20 protein-coding genes are annotated in these 18,480 nt (G+C 63.7%); 1 reads left to right on the top strand and 19 read right to left on the bottom strand.

The genetic code is table 11. The annotated features are described in order from the left end of the window. The 11 genes from QZY67_RS09185 to QZY67_RS09135 all read right to left on the bottom strand — a co-directional run. The coding region (locus tag QZY67_RS09185; RefSeq protein WP_295369813.1) for a V-type ATP synthase subunit A at nucleotides 1-1,011 on the bottom strand (1,011 nt) is incomplete at its 3' end. Between the two features lie 470 nt (nucleotides 1,012-1,481). After that, entirely contained in the window at nucleotides 1,482-1,796 is a 315-nt protein-coding gene (locus tag QZY67_RS09180; RefSeq protein ID WP_294531752.1) for a V-type ATP synthase subunit F, read from the bottom strand. Beyond that, nucleotides 1,789-2,787 carry a V-type ATPase subunit gene (locus QZY67_RS09175; protein ID WP_295369812.1) on the bottom strand — a complete coding sequence of 333 codons (999 nt, stop codon included), beginning with the start codon at nucleotides 2,785-2,787 and terminating at the stop codon, nucleotides 1,789-1,791. The genes QZY67_RS09180 and QZY67_RS09175 overlap by 8 nt, the downstream gene beginning before the upstream one ends. A gap of 66 nt (nucleotides 2,788-2,853) precedes the next feature. Then, the gene (locus tag QZY67_RS09170; RefSeq protein ID WP_295369811.1) at nucleotides 2,854-3,540 is read right to left on the bottom strand and encodes a V-type ATP synthase subunit E; all 687 of its coding nucleotides are present in this window, start codon (nucleotides 3,538-3,540) and stop codon (nucleotides 2,854-2,856) included. An 11-nt stretch (nucleotides 3,541-3,551) separates the two neighbouring features. Then, nucleotides 3,552-4,034: a V-type ATP synthase subunit K gene (locus QZY67_RS09165; RefSeq protein WP_294531758.1), complete on the bottom strand. Its 483-nt coding sequence runs from the start codon at nucleotides 4,032-4,034 to the stop codon at nucleotides 3,552-3,554. Nucleotides 4,035-4,037: 3 nt separating this feature from the next. Then, nucleotides 4,038-6,008 carry a V-type ATPase 116kDa subunit family protein gene (locus QZY67_RS09160; RefSeq protein WP_295369810.1) on the bottom strand — a complete coding sequence of 657 codons (1,971 nt, stop codon included), beginning with the start codon at nucleotides 6,006-6,008 and terminating at the stop codon, nucleotides 4,038-4,040. After that, nucleotides 6,008-6,322 (bottom strand): hypothetical protein, encoded by a 315-nt coding sequence (locus QZY67_RS09155; RefSeq protein WP_294531762.1) that lies wholly within the window; start codon nucleotides 6,320-6,322, stop codon nucleotides 6,008-6,010. The genes QZY67_RS09160 and QZY67_RS09155 overlap by 1 nt, the downstream gene beginning before the upstream one ends. 261 nt (nucleotides 6,323-6,583) lie before the next feature. Beyond that, nucleotides 6,584-7,723: a putative glycoside hydrolase gene (locus QZY67_RS09150; protein WP_295369809.1), complete on the bottom strand. Its 1,140-nt coding sequence runs from the start codon at nucleotides 7,721-7,723 to the stop codon at nucleotides 6,584-6,586. A gap of 106 nt (nucleotides 7,724-7,829) precedes the next feature. Then, a complete protein-coding gene (locus tag QZY67_RS09145) occupies nucleotides 7,830-8,264 on the bottom strand; it encodes a MarR family transcriptional regulator (RefSeq protein ID WP_294531766.1) in 435 nt (144 codons plus the stop codon). A 190-nt stretch (nucleotides 8,265-8,454) separates the two neighbouring features. After that, a complete protein-coding gene (locus QZY67_RS09140) occupies nucleotides 8,455-8,787 on the bottom strand; it encodes an ArsC/Spx/MgsR family protein (protein ID WP_295369808.1) in 333 nt (110 codons plus the stop codon). A 2-nt stretch (nucleotides 8,788-8,789) separates the two neighbouring features. Then, the gene (locus tag QZY67_RS09135) at nucleotides 8,790-9,008 is read right to left on the bottom strand and encodes a DUF1653 domain-containing protein (RefSeq protein WP_294531770.1); all 219 of its coding nucleotides are present in this window, start codon (nucleotides 9,006-9,008) and stop codon (nucleotides 8,790-8,792) included. Nucleotides 9,009-9,473: 465 nt separating this feature from the next. Between QZY67_RS09135 and QZY67_RS09130 the strand changes: the two genes are divergently transcribed. Further along, the gene (locus tag QZY67_RS09130; RefSeq protein WP_294531772.1) at nucleotides 9,474-11,132 is read left to right on the top strand and encodes a ribonuclease J; all 1,659 of its coding nucleotides are present in this window, start codon (nucleotides 9,474-9,476) and stop codon (nucleotides 11,130-11,132) included. A gap of 174 nt (nucleotides 11,133-11,306) precedes the next feature. Here the strand turns inward: QZY67_RS09130 and QZY67_RS09125 are convergent, their stop codons facing one another. From QZY67_RS09125 to QZY67_RS09090, 8 genes are all read right to left on the bottom strand, one after another. Next, entirely contained in the window at nucleotides 11,307-11,513 is a 207-nt protein-coding gene (locus tag QZY67_RS09125) for a DUF896 domain-containing protein (RefSeq protein ID WP_295369807.1), read from the bottom strand. Continuing rightward, nucleotides 11,513-12,313, bottom strand: a complete 801-nt coding sequence (locus tag QZY67_RS09120) for a YlmH/Sll1252 family protein (protein WP_295369806.1) — start codon at nucleotides 12,311-12,313, stop codon at nucleotides 11,513-11,515. The genes QZY67_RS09125 and QZY67_RS09120 overlap by 1 nt, the downstream gene beginning before the upstream one ends. A 22-nt stretch (nucleotides 12,314-12,335) precedes the next feature. Beyond that, the gene (locus QZY67_RS09115) at nucleotides 12,336-13,619 is read right to left on the bottom strand and encodes a trypsin-like peptidase domain-containing protein (RefSeq protein ID WP_295369805.1); all 1,284 of its coding nucleotides are present in this window, start codon (nucleotides 13,617-13,619) and stop codon (nucleotides 12,336-12,338) included. A 35-nt stretch (nucleotides 13,620-13,654) separates the two neighbouring features. After that, nucleotides 13,655-15,076, bottom strand: coding sequence for a HAMP domain-containing sensor histidine kinase (locus tag QZY67_RS09110; protein ID WP_295369804.1), 1,422 nt, complete (start codon nucleotides 15,074-15,076; stop codon nucleotides 13,655-13,657). A gap of 126 nt (nucleotides 15,077-15,202) precedes the next feature. Next, entirely contained in the window at nucleotides 15,203-15,895 is a 693-nt protein-coding gene (locus tag QZY67_RS09105) for a response regulator transcription factor (protein WP_294531779.1), read from the bottom strand. A gap of 109 nt (nucleotides 15,896-16,004) precedes the next feature. Beyond that, nucleotides 16,005-17,183 carry a cation diffusion facilitator family transporter gene (locus tag QZY67_RS09100; RefSeq protein WP_295369803.1) on the bottom strand — a complete coding sequence of 393 codons (1,179 nt, stop codon included), beginning with the start codon at nucleotides 17,181-17,183 and terminating at the stop codon, nucleotides 16,005-16,007. Nucleotides 17,184-17,287: 104 nt separating this feature from the next. Continuing rightward, a complete protein-coding gene (locus QZY67_RS09095; protein ID WP_366448963.1) occupies nucleotides 17,288-17,596 on the bottom strand; it encodes a DUF1294 domain-containing protein in 309 nt (102 codons plus the stop codon). Then, a complete protein-coding gene (locus tag QZY67_RS09090; protein WP_295369802.1) occupies nucleotides 17,593-18,231 on the bottom strand; it encodes a hypothetical protein in 639 nt (212 codons plus the stop codon). The genes QZY67_RS09095 and QZY67_RS09090 overlap by 4 nt, the downstream gene beginning before the upstream one ends. Nucleotides 18,232-18,480: the final 249 nt, after the last annotated feature.

The following is an 18,480-nucleotide window of genomic DNA, read 5'->3' as shown; positions in this document are numbered from 1 at the left end:
CAGGGCCTCGGCCCAGCGGGAGGTGGAGTCGGCGATGACGGCCACGTCGTAGCCCATGTCCCGGAAGTACTCGGCGATGGTGATGCCGGTGTAGATGGACGCCTCACGGGCGGCCACGGGCATGTCGGAGGTGTTGGCGATGAGCACGGTCCGCTTCATCAGGCTCTCGCCGGTGCGGGGGTCCTTCAGCTCGGGGAACTCCCGCAGCACGTCGGTCATCTCGTTGCCCCGCTCGCCGCAGCCGATGTAGATGACGATGTCCACGTCGGCCCACTTGGCCAGCTGGTGCTGCACCACGGTCTTGCCCGAGCCGAAGGGGCCGGGGACGGCGGCGGTGCCGCCCTTGGCGATGGGGAACATGGTGTCGATGATACGCTGGCCGGAGCACAGGGGGGCAGTGGGGGGGTACTTGTGCTTGTAGGGGCGGCCCACACGGACGGGCCACTTCTGCATCATGGTCAGCTCGTGCCTGTCGCCGTTCTCATCCCGGAGGACGGCCACAGTGTCCAGCACGGTGAAGGAGCCGGCCTGGATGGACTCAATGGTGCCCTTCAGGCCCACGGGGACCATGATCTTGTGGAGCACCACGGCGGTCTCCTGGACGGTGCCGATGACGTCGCCGCCGGACACCGCGGCCCCGGCCTCAACGGCGGGGGTGAAGTCCCACTTCTTCTCCCGGCTCAGGGCGGGCACCTGCATGCCCCGCCGGATGGTGGCCCCGGCGATCTTCATGATCTCCTCCAGGGGGCGCTGGATGCCGTCGTAGATGTTCTCAATCAGACCGGGGCCCAGCTCCACGGACAGCGGGGCGCCGGTGGTCTCCACCACCGCGCCGGGGCCCAGGCCGGAGGTCTCCTCGTAGACCTGGATGGAGGCCGAATCCCCGTTCATGTTGAGGATTTCGCCGATGAGCTTCTGCTCACCCACCCGGACCACGTCGGCCATGTTGGCGTCGGACAGGCCCGCGGCTACCACCAGGGGGCCGGAGACCTTGACGATTTTTCCGCTCAATGTTTCAACCTTCTTTCAGGTTTGAATTTGAAATGGATGTTCTTTCTTCATGGAAAGGGTGGCCTTGATGCCGCCGCTTGTTGTCGCGCCCCGCAGCGTTTCCGCCGCTCAGCGGCGGAAATAACATTCAAATCCGTGCGGAGCAGGACATGCGCCTACGCAGCACGCCGCTGCCCCTGGCCGCGGCGGCCAGGGCCACCTGCGCTGTGCGCGGGTGAGGGGGTATCGAGGTCATTGTGCCGCTGCTCTCGACGGCTCGGACGCTTAGTTGTCACGCCTCGCCTGTTCGCTGCGCGGTCACTGTTCTCCGCTCCTGCTCTCGACGGCTCGGACGCTTAGTTGTCACGCCTCGCCTGTTCGCTGCGCGGTCACTGTTCTCCGCTCCGCGAAAAATGCCGCTCCGCCTTCGGCGTCGCCTGTTTTTTCGTCTGCGCGGCTCACTGTGCCGCTGCTCTCGACGGCTCGGACGCTCATAGGATATCGGCGCCCACGGCCCGCTCCACGGCGCTCTTGATGCTGGCCATGCCGATGCCCAGGCTGCCGGCCTTGCCGGGGATAAGGATAATGGCCGGGGTCAGCGCGTCCTTGTAGCGCGCAATCTCCGCTTCCATCTGGGCGGCGTACTGCTCGGTGAGGTATACCACGGCGCAGTTGTCCTTGGCCAGCCGGTGGAGGGCGGCCTTGGCCTCCTCCACGGTCTCGGCGGGGCAGACCTCCAGTCCCAGGGCCTTGAAGCCCATGACGCTCTCCCGGTCCCCCAGGACGGCGATTTTCCAGTTAGACATAGCTCTCACGCAGCCTTTCCCGGATGGTATCCGCGTCCAGCCCGGCCAGGCGGCCGGAGAGGATGACCCGCACGTTGGTCAGCTCGGTCTCCCGGGCGGCCAGATAGCCGATGAGGGGCGCCTCGCCGAAGGCCACATACCGGGCCCCCGCCAGGTAGTCGGTGACGGCGTCGTCGCAGAGCTTCTCAAAGTGGGTGAGCCGCCCGCCTGCAATGGCGGCGGCGCCTGCGGCGGCCGCCTCCCGCAGGGCAGAGGCGGTGTAGATCTCCTCGATGGAGCCGCCGGAGGACACGGCGGAGAGAATCCGCCCTGTATCCACATTGCCGCCCCGGAAGAGGACGCCCTTAAGGAACTCCGCTCCCTTGCCCATGCGCAGGGTGCGCACCACGCTGCGCAGGTTGGCCGTGTCCACCGTGATGCGGACGTACCCGGCCAGGAAGGCGCTGCCCGACCTGTCGGCAATGTCGGCCATGTCGGCGTAGCAGGCCCGGTCCAGCACGAAGTCGGCCAGCTGAGGGTCGCCGGTGGTGCCCAGAACCTCCCGGGCCTCTCCGGCGGCGGACTGGAGGATACCCGGCAGGCCCCGCAGGTCGCCGGATCGGAGCTTCTCCGTCAGCTCCTCCACCTTCACCCGCCCGGCGGACACCAGGAGCCGCTCCGGGTCCACGCCCATGGCCTCGGCCTTGAGCAGGGTCTTGATGTTGTGGTAGTCGTATTTGACCTTGAAAACCTCCAGAATCTCCGGATGAGGGGCGGAGGAGGTGAGATCCTTCAGCGTCTTGTCCCGCTCCTGGGTCAGCACCCGGTCCAGCTCATCCAGATCCACTCTGGGCATGTCGGGCCAGCCGCACTCGGTGAGGACCTTGGCCGCGTCCTCCGGCGTTCTGGCCTCCAGCATGCGCTCCAGCCGCTCGCCGTTGAGCAGATTGCGCTCCATGGACTTGATGCGGGTGGAGAGAAAGAGATAGTCGGTGTCTTTGATCTTTGGCAAGCCGTGATTCCTCCTTTCGAGAGGAAGTGATTCCGGGCGGCGCTCCCGCCCCGGGGTAATCAGACTTTAGTCGAAGAGGACCTTGGCCACCTCGCCGGAGATATTCTCCCGCTGGAGGCGGACCAGAGTTTCAAAGGTGCAGTTGGTCTCCACGTCGCCGTCGGACAGGATAATACCGCCCTTGATGGGCCGGGTCTCCTCGGCCAGGGTGAGCATGCCGGTGCCCGCCAGAATGGCGGAGGCGCCGGTGACCACCTTGTCCAGAATGGCGCCCGCTTTTGTGTCGGTCAGGTCGCCGGGGAGCCTGGGGGCCACCTTGCGGGCCAGGGCGTCGTTGGCCCTGGTGACCACGGCCTTGCCCACCCGGTTGCGGTCCTTCTGGGAGAAGATGACCTTCTCCCGGCCGGTGCGGGCGGCCTTGACGGCCAGGGCGGCGAGGAGCTCGATGTACTCCTCATCGGGGAGGGTGCACAGCTTCTCCAGCGCCATGGTAAAAGCCTCGTCCAGCACCTCCTGCTTGGCGGCGAGGACCAGCTTGCGGGATTCCATCTCCGCCATGCTCTCCAGCCGCTTCTCCCGCTCGGCGGCGGCGCTCTCCCCGCGGGCCGCGATGGCGGCGCTCTCCCTGTCCGCCTGCTCCCGGCTGCGCCGGGCAATCTCTTCGGCCTGGGCACGGGCAGCGGTCAGGACCTCATTGATCTCCCGCTGGGCGTCATCCTCCATGCGCTGGGTAATCTTTTCAATTCCATTCATGGCGTTTCTCCTCAGGCGGCGAAGAAGAAGATCATCAGGAAGGAGGCCAGCAGGCAGAGGATGGCGTAGAACTCCACCATCAGGGCCATCAGGATACCCTTGGAGCCCTGATCGGGTCGCTTGGCCACGATGCCGATGCCGGCGGCGGCGCAGCGGCCCTGGGCGACGGCGGTCACATAGCCGCCGATGGCCATGGGCAGGCAGGCGCCGAACACGCAGATGCCGGCGCCGATGTCCAGGGTGGGCACACCGCCCAGCAGGCCCATGTTGTAGATGGCCCAGAACCAGATAACCAGGCCGTACAGGCCCTGGGTACCGGGCAGAAGCTGAAGGATCAGGGTCTTGGAGAACTTCGCGGGATCCTCGGACACCACGCCGGCGGCCGCCTCACCGGCGATGCCCACGCCCCGGCCGGAGCCGGCGCAGGACATGCCAACCGCCAGACAGGCGCCGATGAAGGCGATGCCGGTACCGATCAGGTTTTGCAGTTCCATAACTTATTCCTCCTCAATGATATCCACATATTTGGTATTGTAGGTCATGGGCTGGAAGGCCTGGCCGCCCTCCTCGTAGAACTTGCCGAAGAACTCCAGGTACTGGAGACGGGCCGCGTGGACATAGGTGCCGATGATATTGACGCCCACATTGAACACATGGCCGATGATAAACACTGCCACAAAGAGAATAATGCCGCCCACGCTCAGCCCCCCCAGGGTGCCCAGGGTGTTCATGACGCTGGCGATAACCGAGGTGGCCAGCATGAGGGCCATCAGCCGGGAGTAGGACAGAATATCGGACAGCCAGCTGGTCACATCGTACAGGCTGGCCACGCCGCCCAGCAGCTTGCCGAAGAAGCCCCGCTTGGTGTGGCCCTGGGTGGCGATGAGGATAACGCAGCCCACCAGAATCCACCACCAGGGCTGTCCCGCGACCACCAGGCCGATGGAGGCGAAGAAGAGCCACCAGGGCACCACGTCCAGCAGACTGTCCACGGCCGTCCCGTCCCGGAAGCCCATATAGATGTGGATACACTGGCCGAACACCAGCTGCACCACGCCGATGACGACCGCCAGAATCAGGGTGGTCATGGGGTCGTTGATGGGGTTGACAATGATGCCGTTGCTGAAGGCCTGGAGCCACTGGGGCAGCCCCTCCAGGGGGATACCGAACATCTGCTCGGCCACCTTGGGGATTACGTCGCCGAAGAAGCCGCCGGTAAACACGCCGCAGATGAATGTGGAGATGCCCATATACTGGCCCAGACGGAACATATAGCCCATGGTACCCTTGGGTTTATAGCTCTTCCAGATAATGAAGCTGACCGCCCAGATGATAATGCCATAGGCCACGTCTGCAAACATGAAGCCGAAAAAGAACAGGAAGAACCAGAAAATCAGGGGGTTTGGGTCAATGCCCCGGTAGGCGGGCAGGGCGTACATCTCGGTGACCATATTGATGGGGGTCATCCACTTGGGATTGTGGAGGAGAATGGGCGGCTCCTCCTCTTCCAGGGGCTCGGCGGTCTCCCAGGCGCAGGCGAATTTCAGCATCTCCGCCTCGGCCTTCGGGATGCCCGGCTCGGTCACCCACCCCTCCAGGAACACCACGGTGCCGTTGGTAAGCAGCTTTTCCTTGGCGCTCTCCTTGCTCAGCTCGGTGGTCAGCCGGTCGGCGCACACCTGGAGATCCCGGCGGCACGGGGCCATGGCGGCGATCTCCTCCGCCGTTTTGTCCCGGCGGGCCCGGATATCCTCCAGCTCTCGGTCAATGCGGGCAATATTCTCCGCCGCCGGGCCGGACATGTCCTTAAAGGTGACGGTGGAGAAGGACCAGGGGCGGACCGTCTCGGTGACCGTCTCGCTCTCAACCCGGTGACACATGAGAAGCAGATACTGCAGTTCCCGGTCGGCGCTGACAGGGAACAGCTCCGCCGAGGGGGCCGCCTGAGCCAGAGCCTGGCGGACCTCCGCCAGGTCCACCGCCGCCGGGCAGGTGTGGAAGGAGACCCGGGCGTGCTCGGTGCCGCCGGTGTTCAGCGGCAGGTCCAGGCCGGACCAGGGCGTCAGGCTGGCGCGCTGGCCGGTGAGCCGGTTCTCCTGGGTGTACAGCTGGGAGATCCGCTGCACCCGGGCGTTGATCTCCCCGGCGCTGTGAAGGGCGGCGTTCATGGCCGCGTCGCTCATGAACTCCTTCTCCCTGATGCTGCGGCGGTGGATGAACAGGCCCCGCTTCTCGGGCGCGTACTTCTGCAGGGCCTCCAGCGCGCTGTTGACGGCGTTCTGCCTGGCCTTTACATCGCTCAGGGCGGAGGTGTCCCGCTTGAGCAGGGCCGTCCACTCCGGGTCGCTGAGCTCCGCCTGGGGCTCGGTGACCTCTACGCACCCGGCGTGCAGCAGCCGCTGGAGCAGCTCGTCCCGCTGGGCGGCCAGGGCGATGACCCGCAGCCGTTTCATCTTGACGATGGCCATTAGATGCTCACAACCCTTCCGACTATCAGTTCCACCGCCGCAGGCAGGCGCTCACGGGCGGCGGACCGGAGCGCGTCGCAGTCGCCGCGCTTTTCCGCCAGAATTTCCTCGGTGCGGCAGGCCGCGCGGGCCTCGGCCTGGACCATGGCCTCCTTGGCCTGGGCCTCCGCCTGGGTGCGGGCCTGCTCCACCAGGGCACGCCCCGCCTTCTCCGCGTCGGACACCAGCTTTTTGGCCTCAGCGGCCGCGCCCGCACGGCGGGACTGGGTGTCCTGCTCTGCCTCCGTGATCTTTTTCATCGCTTCCAGGGACATGATTTCACCGCCTTCCAGTGTGGGGCTTTTAAATTAAATTCTCCCACTTATATAAAAGCATAGACGATTTTTCAAGAGATTGCAAGCATTTTTGCCCGAAGCTTCCCCTTTGCAAGGTGGCATTTTTGAAAAGATGTCACAATCAAATTATTTTTTATGACTTCAAATGTTTTTTCTTTCCCCTTTCCGTCACATTCAGAGAAAAATAAAAAAAGGTGCGGAATACCTTAGTGTTCCACACCTTTGTGAAATAATTCCTTTTTATTTGGGCAGCACAGCCCAGCTGTACGGCAGATCGCCGCTGGGGGCCTGATCCAGAATGACCACCAGGTCCTCCTCCGGGTTCTCCATGCCCGCCTCCCGGAGGGCCGGGTAGTAATCCGCCGGGTCGCCGCCGTCCAGCTTTACATAGAGCCGGTCGGCCGCGGCGCACAGGCCGGACAGGGTCTGGCCGCTGAGGGCGCTGCTGCCCTGCTCCAGGGTTGTCTTGTCGGTGACGATGGACAGCAGCGGCGCGCCCTCCCCGGTACCGATGGCCTGGCGCACCTGCTGGTAAAAGGCCTCCACCGTCTGGCTGAAGGTCTCTGGGTTGTACCGGTCACCGGTAAGGATAAGGGACAGATCGCCCTCGGTGGGGAAGGCGGCGTAGTCCAGAATGATCTCGCCAAAGCCCAGCTCTGCCAGATCGCCGCACACCCCCGCCAGATAGTCCCGCACGTCGGAGTTCTCCGGCGTCATCCACCGGATCTCCCCGGGCCCCCGCCAGTTGCCGATGCTGGTGCGCAGAGCCAGCCGGTTGTTTTCGTAAGGGGCGGTGTTGTCCCGGAAGCAGGACACATAGGCCGCCGTGTCCATGGCGGAGCAAAGAGCTGTCAGGTCCCCGTTGCGGGCGGCGTCGCCGGAGGATGCCCCCACGGCCTGGGCGACGGTCTGGCCGGAGGTATACCTCAGGAGGCCGTCGATTCCCTTCATGGTCAGGATGGGGACGGCGTCGCTGCCGCCGGTATAGGCCGCCAGAGCCTCGCCGCCCGCGGCGTACAGGCTCTGCACCCCGCCGCCTGAGATCAGGCTGTCGGGCAGGGACACCGCCCGGGTGTATACCGGGTCAGGCTCCGGCGTGGGCTCGGGTGTGGGCTCCGGCGAGGGGGTGACCACCACAAGGGGCGGGGTCTCCTCCGCGCCGCCGCCGGACGGGGCCGGCTCCTCCTCCCGGTCCAGGAAGGGCAGATCAAAGTAGATCCCCCCTGTGGAGGAGACCACCATATACCGCTGGAGGAAGAAAAAGGCCCCAACCAGCAGCGCCAGCACCACAGCCAGCACGGCGATGACAAATTTCAAAAACGTACGGAACTTGGACCTTCCCCGGTAGGCCCCATATCCGTAGTGGTTTCTTCTTCTCATGGAAATGCCCGTCCTTTCCCGGTCAGTTCTGTTCTTCCGGTTCCATAATACCCCGCTGTGCGGGCATCATATCACATACCGGGAAAAAAAGCACGCCCTTTTGGCCTCAGCTCTCTGCGCACTTGGTCAGGGCCTGATCCAGCTTCTCCAGCGCGGCGAGGACCATCTCTCTGTCCTGGGGCTCCATGGCGTTGAGCACCGAGGCAAAATAACCCGACACATCGGTCTTGGCCTTCTGCCGCAGCTCCTGGTACTTCTCTGTGGCGGTGACATAGATCACCCGGCGGTCGGTCTCCGACCGCTCCCGGCGGGCCAGCTCCAGCTTCTCCAGCCGGTCCACAATGCCTGAGACCGTGGAGTTGGCGCTGCCGGTCCGCTCGGCCAGGGCGCTGATGGGCATGGGCCCGCTCTCTCCCAGTACGGTCAGCACCAGCGCCTGGGGAAAGGTCAGGTTCAGGCGGCCGAAATGGCTGCGGAAATGCTGGGACATATGCTGCGTTACCCGCAGATAGCTCATTAAAATATCGTTGGATTCCATCATCCGCGTCCGTTCCTTTCTTCCGGCAGGCTGCTCCGCCGGATGCTTCACTTCGCGTACGAAAAAAGCATACCCCCGGCCCGACCCTTTGTCAATGAACGCGGAAAAAGGTTCATTGTTTGTTTACATGTCTGTCACATTTCTTAAAGATTCCCTGCTCACGGGGCAAAAAAAGTGCCGCTGTGTCTCTGACTCACGTCCACGCCTTCCACACGTCGGGGCAGTAGCCCACCGTGGCCTGGCGGCCGTTTCGCACCACCGGGGTGCGGATCAGGCGGGGGTTCTCAAAGAGCTTCTCCAGCTTGTCCCCCTCCCCCGCCAGGTAGCGGAGAAGGGCCGCGTCCGGGTTGTCCCAGTCCACCAGATTCTCCAGCCCCACCGCATTTTTCACGCTCTGGAGCTCTCCCCGGCTCATGCCGAACTTCACCAGGTCCACCGCCTGAAATTTTACCCGCCGCTCCTTGAAGTAGCGCTCCGCCTTCCTGGTGTCAAAGCACTTGGACTTGCCGAAAATCTGAATGTTCACTCTCATTCCCCTCCAATATACACAAATCTGGGGCCGGAGTACCCGTCCCGCTCCACATGCTCGCTCCACATGTCCGCCGGGCGCACCCACATGCCACCTTCGCCGTACAGAGGCTGGTAGACCACCATCAGCTCCTCTGTCTCCGAATGGCGGGCGGTGAAATACACCTGGTACTCCCCGCCCTTGAAATGCCGGTAACGCCCCGGCCTTATCTCCTCCATGCTCTCTGCTCCTCTCCCCGGGCCCGGCCCGGACTGCTGAACACAGCATACTTGATTTTGGCCTAAAAGGGAAGCCCCTTTTGGGCCGCGCCCTCTGTGCCAGAGCCGTATGTGCCCGCCTATGACGGACACACATTATATATAATGTGGCGTACAGCGTACCTTGCGGCGAAGGGGGGCGAAAAGTTTGTGTATACTTTTTCCCATCTGTGTGGTATACTAAAGCACAGGATGCTCCCCTCCGGGGTTGAGCGCATGCGATTGGGCTTTATGTGCGCCATGGGCGCCTGAGATAAGGCATAGACACGAAAATACTGCACCGGCGGCGAATGGCCGCTCCTTTTTCCGGCGAGGCAGGGCCGGAAAGAGTGGGCGGAATCGCCTTCTTTTGGTGCGCTCATGTGTCTGTTACATCCCGTTTTACCATGAAAAATAACACAGATTAAGGAGTGCAAGAAACCTATTATGGCAGAAAAACTGAAAATCATCTCTCTTGGCGGCCTCAACGAGATCGGCAAGAACGTCACCGTCTACGAGTACGGCGGGGATATCATCGTCGTTGACGTGGGCATGGGCTTCCCCGATGACGACATGTACGGCATCGACGTGGTCATCCCCGACTTCACCTATCTCATCAAGAACAGGGACAAGATCCGGGGCATCTTCCTGACCCACGGTCACGAGGACCACATCGGCTCCATTCCCTACCTGCTGCGGGACGTGCAGGCCCCCATCTACGCCACCCGGATGACCGCCGGGCTGGTAAAGCTGAAGCTGGAGGAGCACCGGCTGCTGGACAAGACCAAGCTCATCACCTGCGAGGCGGGCGAGACCGTGAAAGCGGGCAAGTTCTCCGTGGAGTTCATCCATGTGAACCACTCCATCGCCGACGCCTGCGGCTTTGCCATCAAGTGCCCGGTGGGCGTGTGCGTCCACACCGGCGACTTCAAGATCGACCCCACCCCTGTGTCCGGCGGCATGATTGACCTGGCCCGCCTGGGCCAGCTGGGCAAGGAGGGCGTGCTGGCCCTGCTGGCCGACTCCACCAACGTGGAGCGCCCCGGCTTCACCAAGAGCGAGCGGAGCGTGGGCGCCTCCTTTGACGCCCTGTTCCGGGGCTGCGAGGAGCGGATTATCGTCACCACCTTCGCCTCCAACGTGGACCGGATGCAGCAGATCATCTCGGTGGCCGCCAAGTACGGCCGGAAGGTGGCCGTCACCGGCCGCAGCATGGAGAACGCCATCAAGGTCTCCACCGAGCTGGGGTATATGAACATCCCCGCCGGGGTGCTGGTGGACGTGAACCATCTCAAGAGCCTGCCCAAGAACAAGGTGTGCATCATCACCACCGGCAGCCAGGGCGAGACCATGTCCGCCCTGACCCGCATGGCCTTCTCCACCCACCGCCAGGTGGACATCCAGGCCGGCGACCGGGTGATTATCTCGGCCTCCGCCATCCCGGGCAATGAGAACGCCATCGGCAGCGTCATCAACGAGCTCTACCGCAAGGGCGCCGAGGTGGTCAACGAGCGGGCCGCCCCCCTCCATGTCTCCGGCCACGCCTGCCAGGACGAGCTGAAAATCATCCACGCCCTGGTCAAGCCCAGGTTCTTTGTCCCCGTCCACGGTGAGCAGCGGATGCTCAAGACCCACGCCAAGCTGGCCCGCGAGATGGGCATGGACCCCAATCACATCCTCATCAGCGACATCGGCAAGGTGATGGAGTTCACCCGCGCCACGGCCCGCATCAACGGCACCGTGCCCGCCGGCCGGGTGTTTGTGGACGGCTACGGCGTGGGCGACGTGGGCGCTGTGGTCCTGCGGGACCGGAAGCACCTGGCCGAGGACGGCATGATTGTGGTGGTGGCCACCATGTCCGCCGAGGACGGCGCCCTTCTCTCCGGTCCGGACATCATCACCCGGGGCTTTGTGTACGTCAAGGAGTCCGAGGGCCTGATGGAGGAGCTCAAGCGAGTGGCCACCGACGCCATTGAGGAGTGCCAGGACCAGCGCCTCAAGGACTGGTCCGCCATCAAGGCCCAGATCAAGAACGATCTGTCCGCCTTCCTCTACAAAAAGACCAAGCGCAATCCCATGATCCTGCCTGTCATCATGGATGTGTAACACAAAACCGGAGGCTGTCCGTGCGGACAGCCTCCGGTTTTGCTCCGGGCTGTCTCCGACAGGTCGGAGACACGTTCATATGGTGCGCTCCGCCGCGCCATGGACCTGAAATCTCAGCATACTGGCGCACTGCGCCCGTGTGCCAGTGAAAAAACAGCGCAGCGCGCTGTTTTTTCACTCTTTTTTCCCCAGCTTGTGCTTGGTGCCGTCGGGCTCCACGACATAGGTGCTCTCCAGCTGGGCCGTCAGGTTGGCCCGGACGGCGGCCACATACTCCTTCCGGAGGGCGGCCCGCTCGGCCTCCTCCTCGGGCGTGAGGCCTTCCGGGGTCTTGGCCTTTCTGGCCAGGGCGTTGATGCGGTCAATTTTTGCCTGTTCCATCAGAGATATCGCTCCACTTCTATCATAATTCGGCCCTTTTTGGAGAGCCCGCCCACGGTCTTTACCGCGGCCTTCCCCATGCCCCGGCAGGAGATCACGTCCCCCTGGGCCACAGCCCGATCCGGTTTGACGCACTCCCGGTGGTTGAGCTGCACCCGGCCGGAGGAGATGAGATCCGCCGCCTTGGACCGGGGCAGGGAAAACGCGGAGGCCGCCACCGCATCCAGACGCAGAGTGGCCACCGTGTCGCGGATGAGCTTGACCTCCACCTTGGGGGGCGTCAGAGCGGACAGGGGCACCGGGGATACCTTGAGCCGGGTGCGCCCGGCGCTCTCCAGATGGAGGAGGAGAAAGTCCTCAATCTCCTTGAGAAGCAGGATATCGCACACGCCAGGGGACACCAGCAGGTCCCCCACCTTTTCCCGGTCCAGCCCCAGGCCCAGAATGGAGCCCAGGAAGTCCCGGTGGGTCAGCCCCGCGTCCTCTGGGAAGGTGCACCGCAGGGCGGAGACGGGGCAGTCCTCCCCATTGGCCAGCCAGTCCTCCGGCTCCTGCCAGTCGGGGAGAAAGACGCAGATGGTCCGCTCCGCCCCCTCAAAGCCCCCGTAGAACAGGTGGGACGGGCGGCCGCTGGCGTTAATGAGGGCCTCCACCGACGCGCGCTCCTGAGGGGATAAAAAAGCCGTGTGGGCGGGGATGTTCCGCCGCCCGGCCAGCTCCAGCTTATCCATGGTCCGGGCCAGAAGCAGCCGCTCCTCCCCGTCCCGGGCAAGCCGGGTCAGAAGTTCCGTTTTGTTCATGGTTCCTCCCAATGCGGGAATTTTACTGGTCCAGCTGGTACCGTTCCACCAGCCTGACCTCCAGGTCCAGGTACTCGCCGTTCCGGTATACCCGGAAGGTGAGCACGTCCCCGGCCTCAAAGCCCTCCTTGATGGCGTTGATATCCTCCACGGAGGTGACGGTCCGGCCGTTGCACTCGGTAATCACGTCTCCGGCGCGCATGCCCTGCTTTTCCGCGTCCGACCCGGCGGTGACGCTCTGGACGTATACGCCGGGCACCAGGCCGCTGGCCGCGGCCCGCTGCCTGTCCATGGAGGAGCCCAGGATGCCCAGGGTGGGATAGCCCCGGACATGGCCGTAGGCGATAAGCTCATCCACAATGGCCTTGACGGTGTTGGTGGGAATGGCAAAGCCAAGGCCCTCCACCGAGCCGGAATAGCTGGTCATCTTCATGTTGGTGATGCCCACCACCTGGCCCCGGCCGTTGAGCAGGGCCCCGCCCGAGTTGCCCGAGTTGAGGGCGGCGGTGGTCTGGATAAGGGTCATGGTGTTGCCGTCCACGTTCACGTCCCGGCTGATGGCGGAGATGATGCCGTCGGTCATGGTGCCCCGCAGCTCCTCCCCCAGGGGGTTGCCGATGGCCAGGGCGGCGTCCCCCACCTGGAGCAGGTCGGAGTCGCCGAACTGGGCGGGGGTCAGGCCACCGGCGTCGATTTTCAGCACCGCCAGGTCGTTGGTCTGGTCGCCCCCCACCAGCAGGGCCTGGTGGACGCTGTCGTCAGAGAGCAGCACCTCCACCTGGTAGGAGCCCTGGATCACATGGTAGTTGGTGATGATGTACCCATCCGCCGTCATAACCACGCCGGTGCCGGTGGAGCCGCCGCCGGTCTGGTAGGCCCGGATGCTGGCAATGGCGGCGATGTTCCGGTCATAGATCTCCTGATAGGTCAGGTCCTCCTCCGGCGGTGCGGCGATGGTCAGGGTGACACCGGTGCCCGTGGCCGCCCGCTCCAGGTCGGTGACGCCGGCGCCGCCGGAGGAGGCGCTGGGAACGGGAATCGGGATGGTAGTGTAGTTCCCGCCGCCGCTCTCCCCCGCTGCGGCCTCCCCGCCCTGGGAAAACATCCAGCTCAGCGCCAGGGTCAGGGCGGTCAGCGCCCCGATGAGCACCAGGAACGCCGCGAAGATCCAGGGCGCCTTCCGGCTGCCCCGCCCCTTCTCCTCCGGCTGCGGGGGGGCCTCAAAGGGGATGACCGTATAGCGGGGCGTTCCGGTCCGTCCCGGCCCGCCGCCGGCGGGGGCGGTGGTGTAATAATCGGTGCGCATAGGTGACCTCCCTGGATGGTTCCAATCTTCTTTCCTTACGCCAGCGTCAGCGTGAAGGTAAACTCCGTCACGCCGTGGTCGCTGGTGACGGTAATATTTTCCTTGTGATTGTTGAGAATGGTCTTGACAATGTACAGCCCAAGGCCCACGCCGTCCCGGTCCTCGCTGCGGGACTTGTCGCTCTTGTGGAAGCGGTCAAAGAGCAGGGGCAGCTCCTCGGCGGGGATGGTGTCTCCCACGTTGCGCACCGATACATAGGCCTTGCCGCCCTTGGTGGTGACGGAGATGGTAATGACCCCCTTCTCCTGGGAGAACTTGATGGCGTTGTCCAGCAGGTTGTAGCACACCTGGGTGATACCGTCCGGGTCGCCCCACACCATGACGGGCTCCTCGGGCAGATCGGTGGCCACATCCAGTCCGGACTGGTTGATCTTGGTCTCCAGGCTCAGCAGCACCCGGACCATCAGCTCGGAGATGTCGAACTGCTCCTGGGCGGTGACATTCTCCGCCGACTGGAGGCGGCTCAGATCCAGCATCCGCCGCACCAGCCGGGAGAGACGGCGGGTCTCCGAGGAGATGGTGCGCAGGGCGTCCTGCTCCTTCTCCGGCGGGATGGTGCCGTCCAGAATGCCGTCGGCAAAGCCGGCGATGGTGGTCATGGGGGTCTTCAGCTCGTGGGACACGTTGGCCACAAACTCGCTGCGCTTGGCCTCCGACTTGGCCAGCGAATCCGCCATGGCGTTAAACGCCTCGGCTAGTTCCCCCACTTCGTCCCGGCGGCTGCCCACCTCCACCCGGGTCTCAAATTCCCCGTGGCCGAACTTGCGGGCCGCCTCCGCCATCTCCTTGAGGGGCTTGGTCTGGCTCAGGGAGGTAATCGACGTGGTGATAAAGGCGATGCACAGCACCACAACGGCGGTGAAGAAGAAAATCTGCGCAAAGGCCCGCCACATCTCGGTGATGTTCTCTGTCTCCGCCGCCACAAAGACCATTCCGGTCTGGACGCTCTGTCCCAGCAGGCCGGTCTTGTAGATGGGACACCCGGCCACGAACCGCTTCTCCGCGAACAGGCCGTTCAGGTTGGTCATGGAGTCGTAGGCGCCGTCCCGCACCGCCTGGCTGACCATATCGGCGGGCAGGATCTTGCCAATGAAGGCCCCCTCGGTCTGACCATCGGAGGAGTAGACAATCTCGCCAATCCGGTCCGGCGCGGTCTCGCAGAGGATCACATAGGCGTCGGCCAGCTGGGCCAGATTGGAGGTGTACTGCCGGTAGGCAGAGTCGTAGATGGTGGTGGAGTAACGGGATTCCGAGAGATAGGAACCAGTAAATTCCGCGATGTAGGCCGCGTTTTTCTCCATGGTGTCCTGCTTTTCCCGGACCGTATACTGATAGGACAGGGTGATAAATGCCGCTCCCAGCATGGCGAAGGAGATCAGAATCACTCCCGCCATCATGGCAAACTGGCGCTTATACAGGCTCTTCGTGCCGCTCTCCTCCTTTCCGGGGCATGCCGCTTCCGGGCCGTCCTCTGACTCCGGTCCGGTGCGGAATGCCTTGCTTTTTCACGAATCAGCGGAGCGTCAGCCGCTGACAACCTCAAATTTATATCCCACGCCCCAGACTGTTTTCAGGCTCCACTGATCGCTGACGCCCTCCAGCTTCTCACGCAGGCGCTTGATATGGACGTCCACGGTGCGGGAGTCGCCGAAGTAGTCAAAGCCCCACACCTCATCCAGCAGCTGGTTGCGGGTAAACACCCGGTTGGGGGACGCCGCCAGATGGTAGAGCAGCTCCAGCTCCTTTGGAGGCGTGTCCACCCGCTTGCCGTCCACCAGCAGCTCGTAGGAGTCCAGGTTGATGACCAGCTTGTCAAAGGAGAGCTTCTTCCCCCCGTTCCCCTCCTCCTCCGCGCCGAAGCGGCGGAGCACGGCGTGAATGCGGGCCAGCACCTCCTTCATCTCAAAGGGCTTGACGATGTAGTCGTCCGCGCCCCCCTCCAGGCCGTTGACCTTGTCCTCCGTCTCCCCCTTGGCGGTGAGCATGATAACAGGGGTCTTGTCGCTCTCCCGGATCTTCTTGAGCACGGACCAGCCGTCCATCACGGGCAGCATAATGTCCAGCAGCACCAGGTCGGGGTGGAAGGAGCGGAACAGCTCCACGCCCTTCCCGCCGTCCGGCGCCACGGCAGTCTCGTATCCCTCTTTCTCTAGGTACAGGTGGAGCAGCTCGGCAATGTTGGCCTCGTCCTCCACGATAAGTACCTTCTGCGCCATTTCCGTACACCATCCTTCCGCGGCCGGTTTTCTGCACCGGCGATATCGATAATAACATTATAGACATTTTTCATCTCATGGGGTGAATTTTTTGTAAAGACTGGCCGCCTCAGCCGGGCTCCTGGGTGTAGGCCCGGTCCACCTGGATGACGGCAAAGCTGTTTGGGTCGGCCGCACGGATTTTCCGCTCGATCTCCCGGCGGACCGCCTCGTCGCTCTGCCTGACGCTGTACGGCACCACCACGTCGAAGATCAGGTTCCGATGCCGTGGGCCGCTGGTCATGCGGAAGTCGTGGATGGTCATGGCCGGGTCCACCTCCCGCACCAGCCCCGCCACCATCTGCCGCGCCCTGCTGATGGTCTCGTCCCCGGTGACAATAGGGTCCATGTGGATGCTGGCGTCAATGCGGTACTTGGCCTTCAGCTCCCGCTCGATGGCGTCAATCTCGTCATGGACCGCCATAATATCCGCCCCGGCAGGCACCTCGGCGTGGAGCGACATCATGGACCGTCCGGGGCCGTAGTCGTGGATGATCATGTCGTGGATGCCCACCACCTGGGGGTGGGCCAGGACGGTCCGCTCAATGTCCCGCACCAGCTCAGGGTCAGGGCTCTGGCCCAGGAGGGGGTTGAGGGTGTCCTTTGCGGCGCCCCAGCCGGCCCGGAGGATGAAGATCGCCACCAGAATGCCCGCCCAGGCGTCGATGTTCACGCCGGTGAACCGGCCGATCAGGCTGCTGAGGAGCACGGCGGAGGTGGCCGCCGCGTCGGACAGGGAGTCGGTGGCGGTGGCGGCCATGGCGGCGGAGCCGATGCGGCGGGAGAGGCTCCGGTTGAAGTAGCTCATCCACAGCTTGACGCAGATGGCGGCGGCCAGGATGCCGGCGGACAGCCAGGAGAACTCCACCGGCTCCGGGTGGATAATCTTTTCCACCGAGCTCTTTGCCAGCTCCAGACCCACCAGCAGGATGACCACCGACACCGCCAGGCCGGACAGATACTCAATGCGCCCGTGGCCGAAGGGGTGGTCGCCGTCGGCCTGCTTGCCCGCCATGCGGAATCCCACCAGAGTCACCACCGACGAACCCGCGTCGGTCAGGTTATTGAAGGCATCTGCCGTGATGGCGATGGAGCCGGTGAGCACGCCGGCGATCATCTTGCCCGCCGACAGCAGCAGATTGAGGAAAATCCCCACAGCGCCGGACAGGGTCCCGTACCGCTGCCGCACCTGGGGGTCCTGAACATTGCCGCAGTCCTTTACAAAGGTCTTTACCAACAGATTGATCATATCCCACACCTCGGAACCACACACAAAACTTTGCGGGCAAAGAGCGCGCCGCAATAACAGTCAAAGACGAACCTGCATATTATCCCACGCCAAACCGGGGTCCGTCAAGAGGTCCCGCCGGACAGCAGCATCCAGGCCGTCAGCCCCAGCTGAAGGAGCAGAATGGCGGGCAGGCCGTAGCGGAAATACCAGTGCCTGGTCTTGTGGCGGAAAAAGAACATGCCGGTTACGCCCCCCAGGGCGCCCCCCAGCAGCGCCACGATGAAAAAGGTGCGCTCCCGCACCCGCCAGCCGTCCCGTCTGGCCCGGCGCTTGTCAAAGCCCATCAGGCAGAAATTCGCCAGGCTCATGATACCGGCCCAGCCCGCCAGCCAGGGCCAGAACCCCAGCAGCAATTCTCTCCATGCGTTCAATGCACTTCCTCCAGCCACACAAAGCCGCCCAGATCCCGGGCGGTGTCATACCACAGCTTCAGGTCAATGGGGAAGGTCTTTCCGCTGTCCACCACGGTGACCAGCGTGCCCCGGTCCCCCTCCTCCAGCGCGGAGAGGAGCACCCAGTGCCACTTGTCCAAGGCCTCCACGTCCCCGCTGTCCAGGTTGAGGAATGCCACAGGGCAGTCGGACTCCAGCCCCGCCCGAATAAAGGATACGCAGCGGTCAAAGCCGGGCCGGCCCGGGCCGGCGGGTACCTCCAGGGCCCGGGGGACGAGCCTTACGCCCCGTTCTCCGCAGAATCGGGCCACCCCGCCGGTGTACATCTCCAAGCGGTTGAGGCCGTGGTCTCCGGGGGTGACATATTCCCACACCTGGTCCATATACGCCGTAAAGGTCCCCTGCTCCCGCCCCTCCAGCGGACACAGGGCAGCCAGAGACGGCCGCAGGCAGGCCAGATAGGCCATCTGAACCGACGCGGTGGTGGGGCCGCAGCCCGCCCGCTGCCGCCAGGGCAGGCTGTACCAGTCCTGATCGGCGCCGTGGGAGCGCCCGCCGTCCCGGCGGCGGATATCCATGGCCTGGGGGCGGGAGAGAGAAAGAATGTGCTTCAAATTGCGTCAACCTCTGTTTCCAACACGGCCCTTTACCGGCCGTCTCATTATTTTATTATTATAGCGTATCCCGGATGAAATAGAAACCTGTCCCGGCGCTTTTGGGAAAATTTCAGGCGGGGCCTCCGATTACGGAGGCCCCGCCTCAGGCTGTCGAAAAAGTGGCTTCCGCCACTTTTTCGACAGGAGCTTCATGAAATTTTCACCTCGATTTCTGATGAAATTGTCGGCAAAAATTTCATGAGAAGT

The sequence above is a fragment of the uncultured Pseudoflavonifractor sp. genome (genome assembly GCA_904419835.1).
GTDB lineage: Bacteria > Bacillota > Clostridia > Oscillospirales > Oscillospiraceae > Pseudoflavonifractor.
This window is presented reverse-complemented; position numbering and strand designations above follow the sequence as displayed.

Coding starts and splice junctions, on each gene's coding strand:
- QZY67_RS09180 (WP_294531752.1), bottom strand. CDS start 1,796: ATGTCTAACTGGAAAATCGCCGTCCTGGGGGACCGGGAGAGCGTCATG.
- QZY67_RS09170 (WP_295369811.1), bottom strand. CDS start 3,540: ATGAATGGAATTGAAAAGATTACCCAGCGCATGGAGGATGACGCCCAG.
- QZY67_RS09165 (WP_294531758.1), bottom strand. CDS start 4,034: ATGGAACTGCAAAACCTGATCGGTACCGGCATCGCCTTCATCGGCGCC.
- QZY67_RS09160 (WP_295369810.1), bottom strand. CDS start 6,008: ATGGCCATCGTCAAGATGAAACGGCTGCGGGTCATCGCCCTGGCCGCC.
- QZY67_RS09155 (WP_294531762.1), bottom strand. CDS start 6,322: ATGTCCCTGGAAGCGATGAAAAAGATCACGGAGGCAGAGCAGGACACC.
- QZY67_RS09150 (WP_295369809.1), bottom strand. CDS start 7,723: ATGAGAAGAAGAAACCACTACGGATATGGGGCCTACCGGGGAAGGTCC.
- QZY67_RS09145 (WP_294531766.1), bottom strand. CDS start 8,264: ATGATGGAATCCAACGATATTTTAATGAGCTATCTGCGGGTAACGCAG.
- QZY67_RS09135 (WP_294531770.1), bottom strand. CDS start 9,008: ATGGAGGAGATAAGGCCGGGGCGTTACCGGCATTTCAAGGGCGGGGAG.
- QZY67_RS09130 (WP_294531772.1), top strand. CDS start 9,474: ATGGCAGAAAAACTGAAAATCATCTCTCTTGGCGGCCTCAACGAGATC.
- QZY67_RS09125 (WP_295369807.1), bottom strand. CDS start 11,513: ATGGAACAGGCAAAAATTGACCGCATCAACGCCCTGGCCAGAAAGGCC.
- QZY67_RS09120 (WP_295369806.1), bottom strand. CDS start 12,313: ATGAACAAAACGGAACTTCTGACCCGGCTTGCCCGGGACGGGGAGGAG.
- QZY67_RS09115 (WP_295369805.1), bottom strand. CDS start 13,619: ATGCGCACCGATTATTACACCACCGCCCCCGCCGGCGGCGGGCCGGGA.
- QZY67_RS09110 (WP_295369804.1), bottom strand. CDS start 15,076: ATGATGGCGGGAGTGATTCTGATCTCCTTCGCCATGCTGGGAGCGGCA.
- QZY67_RS09105 (WP_294531779.1), bottom strand. CDS start 15,895: ATGGCGCAGAAGGTACTTATCGTGGAGGACGAGGCCAACATTGCCGAG.
- QZY67_RS09100 (WP_295369803.1), bottom strand. CDS start 17,183: ATGATCAATCTGTTGGTAAAGACCTTTGTAAAGGACTGCGGCAATGTT.